Source organism: Agrobacterium sp. NPDC089420 (assembly GCF_044900305.1).
Lineage (GTDB): Bacteria > Pseudomonadota > Alphaproteobacteria > Rhizobiales > Rhizobiaceae > Agrobacterium.
This window is the reverse complement of sequence record NZ_JBJDMY010000007.1, coordinates 135470-150637: the sequence shown is the minus strand read 5'-3', so window position 1 is coordinate 150637 and position 15168 is coordinate 135470. Positions and strand designations below refer to the sequence as shown.

Here is a 15168-nt window from a genome sequence, read left to right as displayed (position 1 = left end):
AACCCGGCTCAGGCCGCCGGCCTCACGCCCGCTTTCGCCAGCTGGATCTGCACCAGCGTATCGAGGTTCTGGTTGACGCGGCAATAGAACTCCTCGTCGATGAAGGGCCGCAGCATGAAATCATTGCCGCCGGCCTTCAGGAACCGCGCGGAGAGCAGCCGGTTGGTGGAGGACGACACGCCGATGATGCGCAGCTCATGTGAGCCGCGCACAGTGCGGATGCGCCGTGTCAGCTCGAAACCGTCAATATCCGGCATGTTGTAATCGGTCACCACGAGGCCGATATCCGGATTGGCCTTGAGGATTTCCAGCGCCTTCGCACCGCTCTCCGCCAGGCTGACACGGAAATTGTAGCGCTTGAGGCGGCTCGACAGCAGCGCCCGCGCCGTCGGGCTATCATCGACGATCAGCACGTGATGGCGGTGGTTGGTGAGAAAGCGGCAGACGGATTCCGTCAGCATGTCCACGGCGAAGATATTGTCCTTCAGGATGTAATCGACCACGTCCTTGGCGATCAGCGTTTCGCGCGTCGCCTCATGAAAGGTGCTGGTGAAAACGATGGTCGGGATCGAAAGATCGATCAGATATTCCAGCGCCTCGCCCTTTTCCGCCCCCGGCAGGTTAATGTTGGAAATGGCAAGCGTCACCGGCTCGGGAGAATGTTCGTAACAGGCCTGCAATTCCTCGAAAGATCGGCACAGTTCCACGGAAACGCCCAGCATTTCCTTCAGCCGCAAGCTGACCATCTGGGTGAAGACATTGCTGTCTTCCGCCAGCAGGATTCGGTTGTTGGTGAACGGCACGCCCGAATATTGCATGCCCGTGATGCCGAGAAAATTCATTCTGCCCCGATCCCCCATCGAATATCAGGGGAAAATAGCAGGCGCGTTTTTCAGAATGATTAATAGGACTTTTGCTGGAATAGCAGTTGAACACATGCTTACCCAAACGGAAATACGGCCCACAAGGGGCCGTATTCCAGCTTTGCAAGGGAACGGTCTTAAGCGCGCAGAAGCGCATTATCCGTGTCGAACGGGCTTTCTTCCACCACTTCGGCATCATAGGAGGTGCCGAGAATGCGGATCTTGAGCTTGGTGCCGACAGCCGCATATTCCGGCTTGAGCATGGCAAGCGCGATGGATTTGCCGAGACGCCAGCCGAAACCGCCGCTTGTCGCGCGGCCCGCCAGCGCACCGCTTTCATCGAAGATCGCTTCCGAACCGCGCGCATCGACATCGGTATTGCCGGACACGGTCAGCGTCGAAAACACCCACTTCACCCCGGCCTCCTTGTAGGCCACCAGCGCATCGCGGCCGATGAAGGATTTTTCCGGGCGCAGGAAGCGGTCGAGACCGGATTCATAGGCGTTATATTCGACGGAAAGTTCACGGCCCATGTTGCGATAGGACTTTTCAAGCGACATCGACACCATGGCGCGGATGCCGAAAGGCTTGATGCCGAATTCGGCGCCCGCTTCCATCAGGCGGTCGAAGATGTAGTTCTGCATCTCGATCGGATGGTGCAGTTCCCAGCCGAGTTCGCCCACGAAGTTGACGCGCAGCGCATGCGCCGTCGCCACGCCGACGGAAATCTGCCTGCCGGTGAGCCAAGGGAAGTCCTTGTTCTCAAGGCTGGTGCGGGTCAGCTTCTTCAAAAGATCGCGCGACTTCGGACCGGCGAGCACCAGCACGCCGTATTTCTGCGTGATCGGCTGCAGCACAACGGAACCGTCGGTGGGTGCAAGGCGGCGCAACACGTCATGATCATGCGCTTCGAGACCACCGGCCGAAACCATGTAGAAGCGGCCCTGCGCCCATTCATAGACCGTGAATTCCGCCTTCACGCCGCCATTCGGCGTCAGAAGATGGGTAAGCGCGATGCGGCCGCGCTTCTTCGGCACCGCATTGGCGAGAATGCTGTCGAGCCATGCCCGCGCGCCGGGACCGGAAACCTCCATCTTGGCGAAAGCCGACATGTCGAGCACGCCGACATTCTGGTGGACGTTCTTCACCTCGTTGCCGACATGTTCGAAGTAGTTCGACCGGCGGAACGACCATTTCTCGACGATACGGCCGTCATCCAGCGGCGGCGCATGGTTGTGGCTGGTGATGACATCGGCGCCGACGCCCAGGTCTTCCTCACGCAGCGCATAACCTTCCGGCGCATACCAGTTGGCGCGCTCCCAGCCATAGACAGAGCCGAACACGCCGCCGAGCTTCTTCAGGCGGTCATAAACCGGCGTCGTCTTCAGCGGACGGGCGGCGGAGCGCTCCTCGTCCGGATAATGCATGGTGAAGACGTTGGCATAGGCCTCCTCGTTCTTGGCGATGAGGTAACCTTCCGTGGCGTAAGGGCCGAAGCGGCGCGGATCGACACCCATCAGGTCGAGTGTCGGTTCGCCATCGACGATCCACTCGGCCAGTTGCCAGCCGGCACCGCCGGCAGCGGTGATGCCGAAGGAATGGCCTTCGTTCAGCCAGAAGTTCTTCAGGCCCGGTGCCGGGCCGACAATCGGGTTGCCGTCCGGCGTATAGGCGATCGCGCCGTTATAGACCTTCTTGATGCCCACTTCGCCGAAGGCCGGAACGCGCACCATGGCGGTTTCGATATGCGGCATCAGGCGGTCAAGCTCTTCCTGGAACAGCTCATATTCGCTGTCGTCCGAGGGACCGTCGACATAACAGACCGGCGCGCCGACCTCGTAAGGACCGAGGATCAGGCCGCCCGCTTCCTCGCGCATGTACCAGGCGGAATCCGACTCACGCAGGACGCCCATTTCCGGCAGGCCCTGGCGGCGGCGCTCCTGAATGGCCGGGTGCGGCTCGGTGACGATATACTGATGCTCGACCGGAATGACCGGGATGTTGATGCCGACCATCTCGCCGGTCTTGCGGGCAAATGAGCCCGTGCAGGAGATGATATGCTCGGCGACGATCTCGCCCTTGTCCGTCGTCACCTTCCAGTGACCGTCTTCCAGCTGCTCGATGGCGGTGACTGTCGTGTTGCGATAGATGGTCGCCCCACGGTCACGCGCGCCCTTGGCGAGCGCCTGCGTCAGATCGGCAGGCTGGATATAACCGTCATCCGGATGCTGGATGGCGCCCAGCAGTCCGTCCGTTTCGCACAGCGGCCAGATTTCCTTCACCTCATCCGGCGTCAGCATGTTGACGCGCACGCCGATGGTCTCGGCAATGCCGGCATAATACATATATTCGTCCCAGCGATCCTTGGTGCGGGCGAGACGAATGTTGGAGACCTTGGAGAAGCCGACATTCATGCCTGTTTCTTCCTGAAGCTCCTCGTAGAACTTCACGGAATATTTGTGGATCTGGCCGACCGAATAGCTCATGTTGAACAGCGGCAGAAGGCCGGCCGCATGCCAGGTGGAGCCCGACGTCAGCTCCTTGCGCTCGATGAGCACGCTGTCGCTCCAGCCCTTCCTGGCAAGATGGTAAAGCGTCGAAACGCCGACGACGCCGCCACCGATCACCACCGCCCGTGCATGTGTCTTCATTTTTACAGAACCCCTGAAAAGCGCCGGCCTCGCCTTATTCCGCCGGCATTGGATGGGAGGAATATGAAGCGCTCGGCCGCCGTTCAGCCGCCTGATTGCGACATGGCCATAGGGTGCTGCGACAGGGAAGAAAATGCGCGGCAAGTTGGATGAACGCGGCGCGGCATTGTCGCCTTTTCTTCTGCCCGCCGGGGAGAAGGCGACACGCCGCTCATCCCGCCGCGCGAAACCCCGCTGCTTTAAGGTAAACGGCGGTCAGGCTTTCGCCTCCGGCTTCTCCTTCGGCTCGACGTCGCCGTCGTTTTTCGGCGCGTCCTTCTGCGCAGGCGCTGCCGCACCGGTATGGGCCACCACCGCCTTGTCCCCCTCCTCCGACAGCAGCGCTGCCAGCATCTGCGGGTTGGCGTCGCCTTCCACGTGGATGTTGAGGTTACGCTGCGGGAAGGGAATGGCGATCCCCTCTTCGCGGAAACGCTGCAGGATTGCGATCCGCAGGGCATTCTTGACACCAAGCCCGTTCGACAGATCGGCGAGATGGAAACGCAGCTCGAAATCCAGCGAAAAATCCCCGAAACGCAGGAATTCCACATGCGGCTCGGGGTTGCGCAGCACCGGCGGCTGGGCGCGCACCAGTTCCAGCAGAATATCCATGACCTGCTGCGGATCGGAATCATAAGCCACGGAAACCGGGATTTCCGCCCGCATGATACGGTTGCGATGCGTCCAGTTGCCGACCGAGGAATTGATGAACTCCGAATTCGGCACGATGATCGACTGGCCGCGGAAGGTTTCGATTTCGGTCGCGCGCACGGAGAGCCGCTTGACGGTGCCTTCCGTGGTGCCTGTCACCACCCAGTCACCCACCTTGAAGGGACGTTCCACCAGCAGGATGAGGCCGGAGACGAAGTTGGAGACGATGTTCTGCAGGCCGAAACCGATACCGACCGAAAGGGCGGAGGCGACCAGCGCCAGGCTCGAAAGGTTGAGACCGGCGGAGGAAACGCCGAAGATCGCCGCAACCGCGATACCGAGATAACCGATGCCGGTCTTGACCGAGTTGCGCACGCCGGCATCCACCTGGCCGCGCGCCATGACGTTATTGTCCAGCCATTTCTGGAACCAGCGGGTGATGATGTAACCGATGGCGAAGACGAGGACGCCGCCGAACAGGCCGATCAGCGAGATGGAGGCGTTGCCGACGGTGATGCCGGTCAACAGACGATAGGCCCAGCTTTCGATGTCGCCCGGCTGGAACCCCCAGGAGAACAGGATGAGCGGCACGCCGAAGGCGAGCGCCACGACATAGATGCCGAGCCCGGCGACAAGGCCGGCCTGGTCGAGCGGCACCGGACCGAGACCGTAACGGCGCGCGAGATAACGGCCGGCAAGCGATTCGCCGAAAGCGCCCTGCCTCGAAATCGCCTTGCCGGACAGAATGCCGATATACATCGTCGCCAGCACGGCGCCGGTCGCGACGATCTGCGTGGCGAGAAAGCGCGCCAGGCCGACATAACCGGTGAGGCAAGCGCCGATGAGAATGAGGCCGCCGACCCTCAAGAGAATGACCAGCCAGCGCGGCAGCCGCTGGTTGCCGGTCTCGTAATCCTGCCCTTCGCCGATCACCGGCCGCAGGAACGACACGGTGAGGAGGATGACGCCGATGATGATGGAGGCAACGAAACTCTTGGCGACGGTCACGATCAGCGGCGAATAGAGCGTCTCGCTGATCGTGCCGAACAGATAATCAAGCCCGTTGACGAGCGCCATCAAAAGCACGGCCGAGGACAAGGTATGGGCGCCGCGATTGGAAACCTTGAGCAGACGCCATTCCGGCTGCGTCGGCGCAAAAATCGCATAACTCAGCCGCGAGACGAAATAAACGAAGCCGGTGATCGCCATCGCCCCGAACAGGATCGGCGCTATATCGGACCGCAGCACGTTGAAATTATCGAGGAAGAAGGCCGAGGTGACGAGAAACAGGAACAGCGACAGCGACTGCACCATGGTCGACCAGAAGGCCACCGAAAGCCTTCTGAGATAGGAAGGCTCGCCCGTGAAAGCCCGCCGGTCCATGCGGCTGCCGAAAAAGCGGTAACCGCCGACCAGGAACAGCATCGCCGCCATTATCGACAACATCACCGCCCCGAACATCGGCAGCCGTTTGTAGTTCCAGACGAAGGCCGCCCAGCTGCTGAAGGCATTGTTGAGATTGGTCAGCTCGGTAACGAAGGCGGAAGAGGCATCCCCCAGCGTCTGTGCCGAAATTTCGGTGCGCTTGAACAGGGTGGCGGCAAAAAGCGCCCGGCGAACCGCCGTTATGTTGTTGGAGATCTGCGCAGCATTGGCGGCCGTGCTCTCCATCTCGCCGGCAATCGCATTCACCTCGGCGCGCTCCGCCGTCAGCCGGGCACGCTCCTCGGTCACCATGCTCGCTTCGGAAGGCTGGCCTTCGGCGGGCGGTTCGCCAAGGGCGTCGAGGCGGGTCTTGATCTGGTCGAGACGGGTGCGCAGCTTGGTATTGGCGGCGGCGGCATCGCCGGCAATGGCGTCGGCGCGGCCCTTCAGGTCCACCAGATGGGCATCGTCGCTGCCGCCCGCCTCCACCTGCCCGGCGATCGCTACGACATCGGCCTTCCATTTGTCCAAATCCGTCCGCGCCTGCTCGACGGTGGAGGCCTGGATGACCACCGGGGCGGGCGTTGCGCCATCCTGCGCCGACGCCGCCATCGTGGACAGCAGAAGGGCGCCGAACAGGGAAAATACCGAAAACAGCACCGCAGCCATGGCGCCGCTGCGCCGCCGGGCGATCGCCCGTTTGCCGAACGCCTGCCCGCCATACATCCATCCGCCGAACATCAACCGCACATCCATGCCTTTCGTCTCTTCGCCCCGTCTCAGGCTATTTAACGCCTGCAGCACGGAAAACCACCCGCAGAAAGCGAGGTTTTCAGGAGTTTACCTTGCTTTTCACCACGAGAATCATCACCTTTGACAATGCAGCAAACATGGGAGGAAATCATGGAATCTGCTGGCATTGGCTGGATTGCAGCCATCATCATCGGTGGTGTCGCCGGGTGGCTCGCCGAACAATTCATGAAAAGCAATATGGGTGTTTTCATGAACATCCTACTTGGAATCGTCGGCGCGATCGTCGCCAACGCCATTCTTTCGGTGTTTGGAATCGTTTTGACCGGCTGGCTCGGTTACCTCATCGCCGGCTTCATCGGCGCCTGCATTCTCATCGCCATCGGCAGGGCCTTCAGGCGCGGCTGAACAGAAGGGAAATCCGTAAAACCCCGGATTTCCAGGGTTTTCCAGCGCGGCTGAAATTTTTTCGTCACAAAAATCGAAGAAATTTCATTTCCGCGCTGGACAAGCCCAAACTTCCCCTTTATACGCCCCCTCACACCGCCACACGGTGCCGGTCGGGTGATTAGCTCAGTTGGTAGAGCAGCTGACTCTTAATCAGCGGGTCGTAGGTTCGAGCCCTACATCACCCACCAATCTTTCCAAGCACTTAGCTTTGAATTTGACGATAACGTCTGGAATCCTCTCGCACATTCCGAGGGGATGAATAACCTCACATTGCTCACCTGGTAACGAGATTCGCGTCCATCGCCGCGACACAGATTCCGTCTTGCAATGCTCCACCTGTCTGGACGGCAAGGGATGGCGCATCAGCATCGGGCAGGCAACGGCGCCCCTGCCCCTTGACCGATTAAACAGGTCGCATACCCTCCACTCAGTGTTATCCGCCAGCACCACACAAACCGGAGGCAGATCCGTGAAAATCAGTGCCAGAAACCGCCTGAAGGGCAAGATCACCGACATCGTCAAGGGTGCGACCACCGCTCATGTTCGCATCGACATTGGCAATGGCATCGTCGTGACATCCTCGATCACCAATGAAGCCGTTGACGAGCTGGGACTTGAGGTCGGGGCCAGCGCCTATGCCGTGGTCAAGGCATCAGACGTCATGGTCGCTGTCGACTAAGGCAATGGATTGGGCGCCGTTGCAGGAGAAGCCTGGACTTGAATACGGGTTCCCGACGAGGTCCAAATCGGCCTCTCACGACGTCGTGCGGCCTATGGCGATGCTGCACAATCCGCGCCGCCGATCGTGCCGCCAATGTCACATGCTTTGTGACTGCCTGCCGCAACGCGATATTTCGGATGATGTCTACTGAGGAAGATAGGCATCGCCGCCCCTGGCGATGATGTCGTCCTCGCTCAGGGACCGGTGCCAGTGCGAATAGAGCACGAAGCGGTCACGCGGAAGCCCCACTTCCTTCCTCAGGTGGCGATGAATTGCACTGAATGCCCTGTGTTCGCATCCGCCCCAGAAGAAGACGCCCGCCCGACATTGCGGCCAACGAATGGAGCGGATTGCGTCCTGAAGCAACGTCGTTGTGCCTGCGCCCTTGCCCTCGCGATGCAGCCATTGGATCGAAACGCCGCTGGACGCGCAAAGCGGCAATTCGTCGGCGGCCGTGTCGACTTCGATAAACGCATGACCGGTCGCCGTCGGCGGCAGATGTTCGAGAATTCTGGCGATGCCGGGCAAGGCAGTCTCGTCTCCGGCCAGAACGTAGAAGTCCGCCGGCCCGGGGCCGTTGGCGGCCGGCCCCAGAATGCCGACGACATCGCCTTGCCGTGCATGCATCGCCCACAGGGTTGCGGGACCGGGATGAGGGTGGAGCGCGAAGTCGATTGTGATTGTCTGCCTTGCCGTGTCGATGAAGCGGATCGTGTAGACGCGCGTCGGAACCGCAGTATCGTCGGGCCAGACCACATGCCCGCGATGATCCAGTAATGGCCAGCGCGGCACGGCAATGTCGCGCGGCTGGAAGATGAGACGACAGTGAAGCTGGTCTTTACGGTCGTAACGTTCGAGGTTCTCCCCTTCAAAGACGATCCTGCGAAAGCGCGGCGACAGGTCCTCGACGGTCTGCACCCGCAGAATGCGCAGATCGTGTGGCAAGGCGGGGTCCGCGTGGTCGCCTTCCCATTGAATATCGAAATCTTCACGGGCGGCAATGAAACCGATCGGCCCGACCAGGGCATGTTTCAGCCGGTTCAGGCCGCCGGGATCGGACGCTTCCGCCGTCAACCGAAAACCGTTTGCCGTCGCCTCGAATGTGGCGTCGCCGAATGGCGAATGGATATGATGAACGCCGCCTGCCTTCTCGACGGTCATGTCGTGCGTTGCAATCGATTCGACGATCGGTTCGATATAGTCGTCGATCTTTTCAAACCGGACGGCGGCATGGGCGCGGTATCGGTTGCTGCGGGTCGATGGCATCGGGTGTGGCTCCGTGTCTCAGATCGCCGCCCACAGCGGTCCCTTGATGGGAAACGCCGCAAAGTCGCGATTGATGGTGTCGAGAATGGCGGTTGGATCGATATCGGCGCATCGTTCCGGATGCAGCCATTTGGCGACTTGGGCGACGAACAGCACGTTAAGGGGCAAGTTGGTGATCAAGCCGGTCCAGATCCCATAGACACGTTTCGCGCGAACGCTCGGCAGGTGTTCGAAACTCGGGCGGCCCTCGATCAGGTGCTGCAACCCCTGCCGGCCAAGTTCCGGGTCGAGTCCGGGGCCGATGGGCGGACGGCCGCCCGACGCCCAGCCACCGCCGGAGGCGATGTAGACCTCCTGCGGTGTGGCAAGGAGATATTCGAGCGACAGTTTCTCGAACCACGGCGCCATCACGCCCGCAAGCGGCTGACCACCGGCCAGCGCCAGCAATTCGCCCCAGTTCTTTCTGCCCGCCGCCCAGCAGCAATCGTCGAGCGTCGACTGGACCTCCAGATAGGTCGTGACGGGCCTCTGCCCTGAAACGCGCCTGGCGATGCCGGCCAGTTCCCGCTCGACAAAGGCGATGTAAGCCTCGGCTTTGTCCGAAGCGCCGAGAAGTGTTCCCCACATGCGCAGGGAGGCTTTCATCGCATCCACCGGGCCGGTTGCCCGCTCCTCGTCGGTTGCGTTTGAGGAAGCGTCGCTGAACACGACCGGAATGCCAAGGTCCTCCAGCCTTTGCAGCAGGAAATTGCCCTCGCCCTGCGGCGTCATGAAGGCCGTGGTCACGATCAGATCGGGAGACAGGCCGATCAGACCTTCGAGAGAAAGCGTGTCCGGGCTCAATGTTCCGACCGTGCTGACGGAATGGCCGTTCAGCAGGCTCGTCTGCAATTCACCGCTGTCGAGCCGATCGACGGCTGCCCAGCCCACAACCAGCGACGCAGGATCGCCATGCAGGAGCGACATCGTCAGCAGGTCATGCGCCTCCAGCAGAACGATCCTCTTCGGCAGGGCGGGAAGACGCACCTCGCGCCCCGCCATATCCCTCACGGTAACCGGCTGTCCGGCCCCGGCGGGCTGAATGCCGGAAAGGATGCCGGCTGCCGCAAGGGAGATGCAAAAGCCTCGTCTTGTTATGGTCACGGCGACATCACCATTTATATCTGAGGCCGGCAAGCACCGTGCGGCCGTTACCATACTGGCAATAATACTCGGAACTGCATGAGGAATAATATTCCTTGTCGAGCAGGTTGGTCACGTTCAGTGTTGCCTGCAGCCCCTTGAGGCTCGGGTTCGTTGCTCCGAAATCATAACGAAGCGCGGCATCGAGCAGGGTATAGCCATCGGCTTTCACCGTATTGGTGTCGTTACTGTAGCTGGAGCCGACGAAACGCACGCCGCCGCCGACGCTCAGGCCTTCCAGCGCTCCGGACGAGACGGTGTAGTTCGCCCAGAGGGAACCGTAGTAACGCGGCACGGCCTGCGGGCGGTTGCCTATGATCGATGTGATGCCGGACTCGGAAACCTCCGTGTCGAGCAGGGAAATCGCGGCGATCAGCTCGAGATTGCCGGTGAGGTTTCCTCTCGCCTCGAATTCCAGCCCGCGGGAATGAATCTCGCCCTGCTGTTCGTTGAAGCCGGATGAGGCATTGTAATAGACCACATTCTGCTGGCGAATATCGAAAGCGGAGAGCGTGAAGATGGCGTCCAGCCCTGACGGCTGGTATTTGACGCCCACTTCATATTGCTGCGCTTCCGTCGGCTTGAACGGGCTGCCATTGGCCCCCACGCTGGTGGAAGGTTCGAACGAGGTGGAATAACTGACATAAGGCGCTATGCCGTTGTCGAAAAGATAAAGCAGGCCGGCGCGATAGCTTGTCGCGCTGTCGGATATTTTCGCAGACGTGCCGGCAAGGAAATTGTCAGTGTCCTGGCGGGTCCAGTCGTGCCGCACGCCGAAAACGCCGCGCAGCCCGCCGATCTCGATCTGGTCCTGAAGATAGATGCCCGTCTGGCGAAGCGACTGATCGTTGTCGACTGCCGTCATGAACGGGCCGACCGGCCGGCCGTAGACGGGATTTTCCACATCAAGCGGCGTCGCACCGCCCAGCAGATATTCCCAGCTGCTGCTTGAGCGCTGGATGTCGAGGCCGGCAAGAAGCGTATGACCGATGGCGCCGGTTTCGAACTTGAATTCAGCCTGGTTGTCGAAGGAAAAGCCTTCGGCGTCCTCGATGGAATGGACAGCCCAGCGGGGAATAATGCCCGTTGCGGACATCGGCCCGTTCATCTGGAGCGAACGCATATCGGTATCCACGCCGGAATATCGAAAATTGGAGCGGACGGTCAGCTGGTCATCGAAGCTGTGCTCGAACTCGTAACCGACGCCATACTGGGTACGTCTGAACGAGTCGTAGTTCGGATCCCCGACATTGAGGTCCCGCCTGAGGAAACCGGCATAACCCGCGGGCGCCAGAAACGTCGGATAAAGCGAGTTGAAATAACCGCCTTCCGGATCCCGCTGATAGTAGCCGGAAAGAACAAGCGAGGTATCCTCGTCCGGCTGCCATTTGAGAGATGGCGCAATGCCGAAACGCTTTTCATCCACATCGTCATAGCGCGTGCCGGAGGAGCGGCCAACAATGCCGATACCATATTGCCATGTTCCATCCGTCGTGACCGGCCCGGTGGAATAAAGACCGCTCTGGACCCTGCCATCGGTCCCGACTTCAAGCCTCACCTCGTTCGATTGCACGCTCGATGGTTTGCGGCTGACCTGATTGACAAGGCCGCCGGGGCTTACCTGGCCATAAAGAAGCGCTGCCGGCCCCTTCAGGACATCGATGCGATCCAGGAGGAAGGGATCGATGGACGGTGTCGCAAAGGCCTGCCCCCGTTGAAGTTTCAAGCCATCCAGATAGTTCACATAGCTGGTCGCCGTGCCGAATGCGCCGAAGCCACGCAGAAACACCGAATCGTAACGTGAATTCGAGTCCCGGTCGGATAACACACCCGCCGTGTAACGCAGCGCTTCACCGACCGTTTGCGGGTTCTGGTCGTCGATCTGCTTGCGCGTTATGACCGTAACGGATTGCGGTGTTTCCGCCAAAGGCGCCCCGGTCTTGGTTGCCGACCGCGTGGACTTGGCGGCGATCGTCGCAGATGTTCCAGTCGCGCCGGCATTGCCCTGCACGACGATTGTTTCCAATTGCGTGCCCTGCTCCTGAGCCAGGGCATGGGTCGCCGCCAGAAAGGTTGTGGCCGTCAGTATGTTTTTAAAGGAAAGACCTTGCTTCACGAATTCGCCCCCATGGTCGAAGCTTGGGAAATCTGCTAGAGTGAATAAATCAAACGGGACCGTCCTGTCCAGTTAATATGAAGGCTTTGGTCAACTTTTATGTTGGCAATCCTGTTTGGCGTCTTCAAACAGGCCGGGCACGGGCAAATGCGGAGGAATCTGGTGTCGGAAAGAACGAACGCAACAGCGCGGGTAGGTCGTCCCCTGAAGGCGGAACAGAACGCCGCAGCGGAAAGGATAATCGACGCTGCGACCACGCTCTTTGCGACGCGCGGTTTTGCCGGCACGTCCATGGAGCAGGTCGCTTCGCAGTGTGGCGCGGGCAAGGATACGGTGTATCGCCGTTTTCCCTCGAAAGTCGCGCTGTTCGAGGCCGTGGTGGAGCACGCTCACGGCCGGGCGGTGGCACGGCTGGGAAATTTGCCGATGGCGGAGGGCGACGCGCTGGAACGCCTGCGGACGCTGCTGCGGGAACTGCTGCATATCAACATGGAGCCGGACCTCATTGCGCTGAAGCGCATCACCTTCAGCGAAGCGGTCGTGTTCGAAAAAAAAGGAGCGATCCCGCCGCAGCCCGATCCGATCATGGGCCGGCTCGTGGATGCCGTGAAGACAGCGCAGGAGGCGGGCATGACGGCAACCGGGGATGCGAGCCTGATCGCCAACCATCTCATCCACTGTCTCGTTGCATTGCCTACCTCGTCAGCAATGATGGGCAGCGCCGAATTTGATACAAGGCAGTCCGTCGATCTGTATTTCGACAGGACCTGGAACTGGCTCTACAGGGGAATATCGGCAGATAGCTGACGGCAGGGGCCGGCCTTTTTGAAGCATTCTGCCGCCGTCGGCAGCTTCTGCCGCCGCATCAGGCCGATATCTGGCGTGACGTCGTCAAAAATCCGGCGATAAAGTCAACAGAGTCGTCGCCGTCTCTCAAGCCCAGATGGATGCTTTTCTGGATTCCGCTCCCACCGATGCGGACAGGCCGGACACCAAGCACCGCCGCCTCCCGGCGCACCAGCCAGTCCGGAATGGCGCTGACGCCGCGGCCCGCCGCCACGAGCTGGAGCATCATTTCCGTCGTCTCGACATTCCGGTGGTAGCGCGGTCTGCAGTTGGCGGGCACCAGGAACTGCGTGAACACATCCAGCCTCTCCGGCGGCACCGGATAGGTGAACAGCGTCTCCTCCAGCAGGTCCGCCGGTTCGGCATGGCGTTTCAGCGTCAGCGGATGATCGACCGGAACGGCAAGCACCAGTTCGTAATCGAACACCGGCAGATAGTGGATGCCGGGCGTCTCGATCGGATCGGGCGTGATCAGGATGTCGATCTCATATCCCGCCAATGCCGCCGCCCCGCCAAAGGCGAATGACGTCGTCAGTTCCAGGCCCACATCCGGCCATTGCACGAGATAGGGCTTCGTCACTCCCATCAGCCACTGGTGGCAAGGATGGCACTCCATGCCGATCTTCAGCGAGCCGCGCTGGCCATGGCGATAATCCGAGAGGATATCCTCAGCCCTTTCGATCTGGGGCAGAACACGCTGCGCCAGCGTCAGGATATAGCGGCCCGCCTCGGTGAGACGAAGGTTGCGCCCGTCCTTTTCCCACATTGCCACGCCATAGCGTTCTTCCAGCTTGCGGATCGTGTGGCTGAGGGCGGACTGGGAGACATTCAGCCGCTCCGCCGCAGCCGTCAGGCTGCCCAGGCGGTCGACTTCACGCAGGATCGATAGATGTTGCCTGTCCAGCACGGTCATGCCCCTCCTTCGCCAGGGGAAACGACCTCTGCCGGTGCGTTGTCGCGGATAGGGGCCGGCCGGTGGTCTTTATCGACCGCAACCATTGTGAAGTGCCCGGTGGCGGTAATGTGCCTCTCGCCCGTCAGAAGGTGTTCGGACCAGAGTTTTGTCTCGATCGACAGGGAACTGCGGCCCACGCGACTGACACGTGCCCTCGCCTCGACAATTTCGCCGATCCCGATAGACCTTGCGAAATCGATGCGCTCGGATGAGGCCAGCACCACCAGCCTGCCGGCGTAGCGCGAAGCTGCAACGAAGGCGGCTTTGGTCATATAGGCGATCGCTTCGCCCCCGAACATCCGGCCGGCGCCGTTTGCCTGATCCGGAAAGACGATCTCGACCATGGCAACGGCATCATTCCGTTCCGGCGCTTCCTCGGGAACGAGTTCGGGCAAGGCATAGTGCGCGGCGCCCTCACCCTGCGGTATCGCGACCATATGGAAGATGCCGCGCGTACAGATATGTCGCTGGTGACCGATAATGGTTTCCGCCACCATGTCGACCTCGACCGTCAGGGAACGGCGTCCGGCCTTGACGGGCCTCGCCGTGAATTCGATGATATGGCCGACGCGTGCCGGCTGCCGGAAATCGATACGTTCGCAGGAGGCTGTCACGAAGGGCGTCCGCCCGAACCGGGTCGCCGCAATGAAGGCGACGCGGTCCATGAGGGCGAGGCCCGTTCCTCCGAACAGGGTTCCGTGATGATTGGTATCACCGGGAAAGACGATATCAATGAGCCGGGTTGTGGATTCATAACGGTCGGTCGCATCTCTACGTGTCATCGGAACTGCCATCAGGTTGCGGCCGGGCAGCGGCATGACGCAGAGACGACGGCACACGAGCGCCAATCGCAAAAGCGGCACTCCGGGACACCCCGCCCGTGGACGTTATCTATCGCGGCAGGTCTCCTGGCTTGCGGGTCGTTGCTTCCGTCCGCCTTCCCGAGGCACGCCTCAGTGACATGAATGGACTTTCGCTCGCCGCTTACAGTTGCGGGGGCAGCTTCGGCTTCAGGCTTCAAACGAAACCCTACCGAATTCCCTCTTAGCTCCGGACTTTCGCCCGCAGAACCACGATGACAAACCAATGTCGCATGTCGTCGACATGGTCAAGACATCCATGACGGGAATGCGACGGATGCGATTGTGAGGAAATTGAAAGCCGACAATGTTTCAGCCCGGCGCCGGGCATCGTCGCGACGGTCTGCCGGCAGGCCGTCACTTCAATACCGCTTGGTTTCGACATTCGCGCCC

The 15168-nt window shown here is 60.7% G+C and carries 11 protein-coding genes, 1 tRNA gene and 1 riboswitch; of the genes, 4 read left to right on the top strand and 8 right to left on the bottom strand.

The features are described from left to right. Positions 1-8 precede the first annotated feature (8 nt). The 3 genes from ACI2KA_RS13360 to ACI2KA_RS13350 form a co-directional block, all read right to left on the bottom strand. Positions 9-842 (bottom strand): response regulator, encoded by an 834-nt coding sequence (locus tag ACI2KA_RS13360; protein WP_404502744.1) that lies wholly within the window; start codon positions 840-842, stop codon positions 9-11. 158 nt (positions 843-1000) lie between these two features. After that, positions 1001-3514: an FAD-dependent oxidoreductase gene (locus ACI2KA_RS13355; protein WP_404502742.1), complete on the bottom strand. Its 2514-nt coding sequence runs from the start codon at positions 3512-3514 to the stop codon at positions 1001-1003. Between the two features lie 255 nt (positions 3515-3769). Further along, a complete protein-coding gene (locus ACI2KA_RS13350; RefSeq protein WP_404502741.1) occupies positions 3770-6385 on the bottom strand; it encodes a mechanosensitive ion channel family protein in 2616 nt (871 codons plus the stop codon). A gap of 147 nt (positions 6386-6532) precedes the next feature. Between ACI2KA_RS13350 and ACI2KA_RS13345 the strand changes: the two genes are divergently transcribed. The 3 genes from ACI2KA_RS13345 (at position 6533) to ACI2KA_RS13335 (ending at position 7508) form a co-directional block, all read left to right on the top strand. Beyond that, positions 6533-6787 carry a GlsB/YeaQ/YmgE family stress response membrane protein gene (locus tag ACI2KA_RS13345; protein WP_065115791.1) on the top strand — a complete coding sequence of 85 codons (255 nt, stop codon included), beginning with the start codon at positions 6533-6535 and terminating at the stop codon, positions 6785-6787. A 154-nt stretch (positions 6788-6941) separates the two neighbouring features. Continuing rightward, positions 6942-7017 (top strand) — tRNA-Lys (locus tag ACI2KA_RS13340). Positions 7018-7298: 281 nt separating this feature from the next. After that, positions 7299-7508: a molybdopterin-binding protein gene (locus ACI2KA_RS13335; protein ID WP_404502739.1), complete on the top strand. Its 210-nt coding sequence runs from the start codon at positions 7299-7301 to the stop codon at positions 7506-7508. Between the two features lie 186 nt (positions 7509-7694). On the opposite strand, the gene ACI2KA_RS13330 is transcribed toward ACI2KA_RS13335, so the two are convergent. From ACI2KA_RS13330 to ACI2KA_RS13320, 3 genes are read right to left on the bottom strand one after another with little or no spacing between them, the layout of a single operon-like run. Continuing rightward, the gene (locus ACI2KA_RS13330) at positions 7695-8816 is read right to left on the bottom strand and encodes a DUF2218 domain-containing protein (protein ID WP_404502737.1); all 1122 of its coding nucleotides are present in this window, start codon (positions 8814-8816) and stop codon (positions 7695-7697) included. A gap of 18 nt (positions 8817-8834) precedes the next feature. Beyond that, complete coding sequence (locus ACI2KA_RS13325) at positions 8835-9959, bottom strand: ABC transporter substrate-binding protein (RefSeq protein WP_404502735.1); 1125 nt, start codon at positions 9957-9959, stop codon at positions 8835-8837. Positions 9960-9966: 7 nt separating this feature from the next. Then, the gene (locus ACI2KA_RS13320; RefSeq protein WP_404502733.1) at positions 9967-12114 is read right to left on the bottom strand and encodes a TonB-dependent siderophore receptor; all 2148 of its coding nucleotides are present in this window, start codon (positions 12112-12114) and stop codon (positions 9967-9969) included. Between the two features lie 162 nt (positions 12115-12276). Here ACI2KA_RS13320 and ACI2KA_RS13315 point away from each other — a divergent pair, with 162 nt between their 5' ends. Continuing rightward, entirely contained in the window at positions 12277-12921 is a 645-nt protein-coding gene (locus ACI2KA_RS13315; protein ID WP_404502731.1) for a TetR/AcrR family transcriptional regulator, read from the top strand. 58 nt (positions 12922-12979) lie between these two features. On the opposite strand, the gene ACI2KA_RS13310 is transcribed toward ACI2KA_RS13315, so the two are convergent. Further along, complete coding sequence (locus ACI2KA_RS13310) at positions 12980-13867, bottom strand: LysR family transcriptional regulator (RefSeq protein ID WP_404502992.1); 888 nt, start codon at positions 13865-13867, stop codon at positions 12980-12982. A 2-nt stretch (positions 13868-13869) separates the two neighbouring features. Continuing rightward, the gene (locus ACI2KA_RS13305) at positions 13870-14697 is read right to left on the bottom strand and encodes an acyl-CoA thioesterase (RefSeq protein WP_404502729.1); all 828 of its coding nucleotides are present in this window, start codon (positions 14695-14697) and stop codon (positions 13870-13872) included. Between the two features lie 98 nt (positions 14698-14795). Then, positions 14796-15005, bottom strand: a riboswitch (cobalamin riboswitch). Positions 15006-15168 lie beyond the last annotated feature (163 nt).

Bases quoted from the DNA above. Each gene is read 5' to 3' on its own strand.
- ACI2KA_RS13360 (WP_404502744.1), bottom strand. From the start codon at position 842: ATGAATTTTCTCGGCATCACGGGCATGCAATATTCGGGCGTGCCGTTC.
- ACI2KA_RS13355 (WP_404502742.1), bottom strand. From the start codon at position 3,514: ATGAAGACACATGCACGGGCGGTGGTGATCGGTGGCGGCGTCGTCGGC.
- ACI2KA_RS13350 (WP_404502741.1), bottom strand. From the start codon at position 6,385: ATGGATGTGCGGTTGATGTTCGGCGGATGGATGTATGGCGGGCAGGCG.
- ACI2KA_RS13345 (WP_065115791.1), top strand. From the start codon at position 6,533: ATGGAATCTGCTGGCATTGGCTGGATTGCAGCCATCATCATCGGTGGT.
- ACI2KA_RS13330 (WP_404502737.1), bottom strand. From the start codon at position 8,816: ATGCCATCGACCCGCAGCAACCGATACCGCGCCCATGCCGCCGTCCGG.
- ACI2KA_RS13305 (WP_404502729.1), bottom strand. From the start codon at position 14,697: ATGACACGTAGAGATGCGACCGACCGTTATGAATCCACAACCCGGCTC.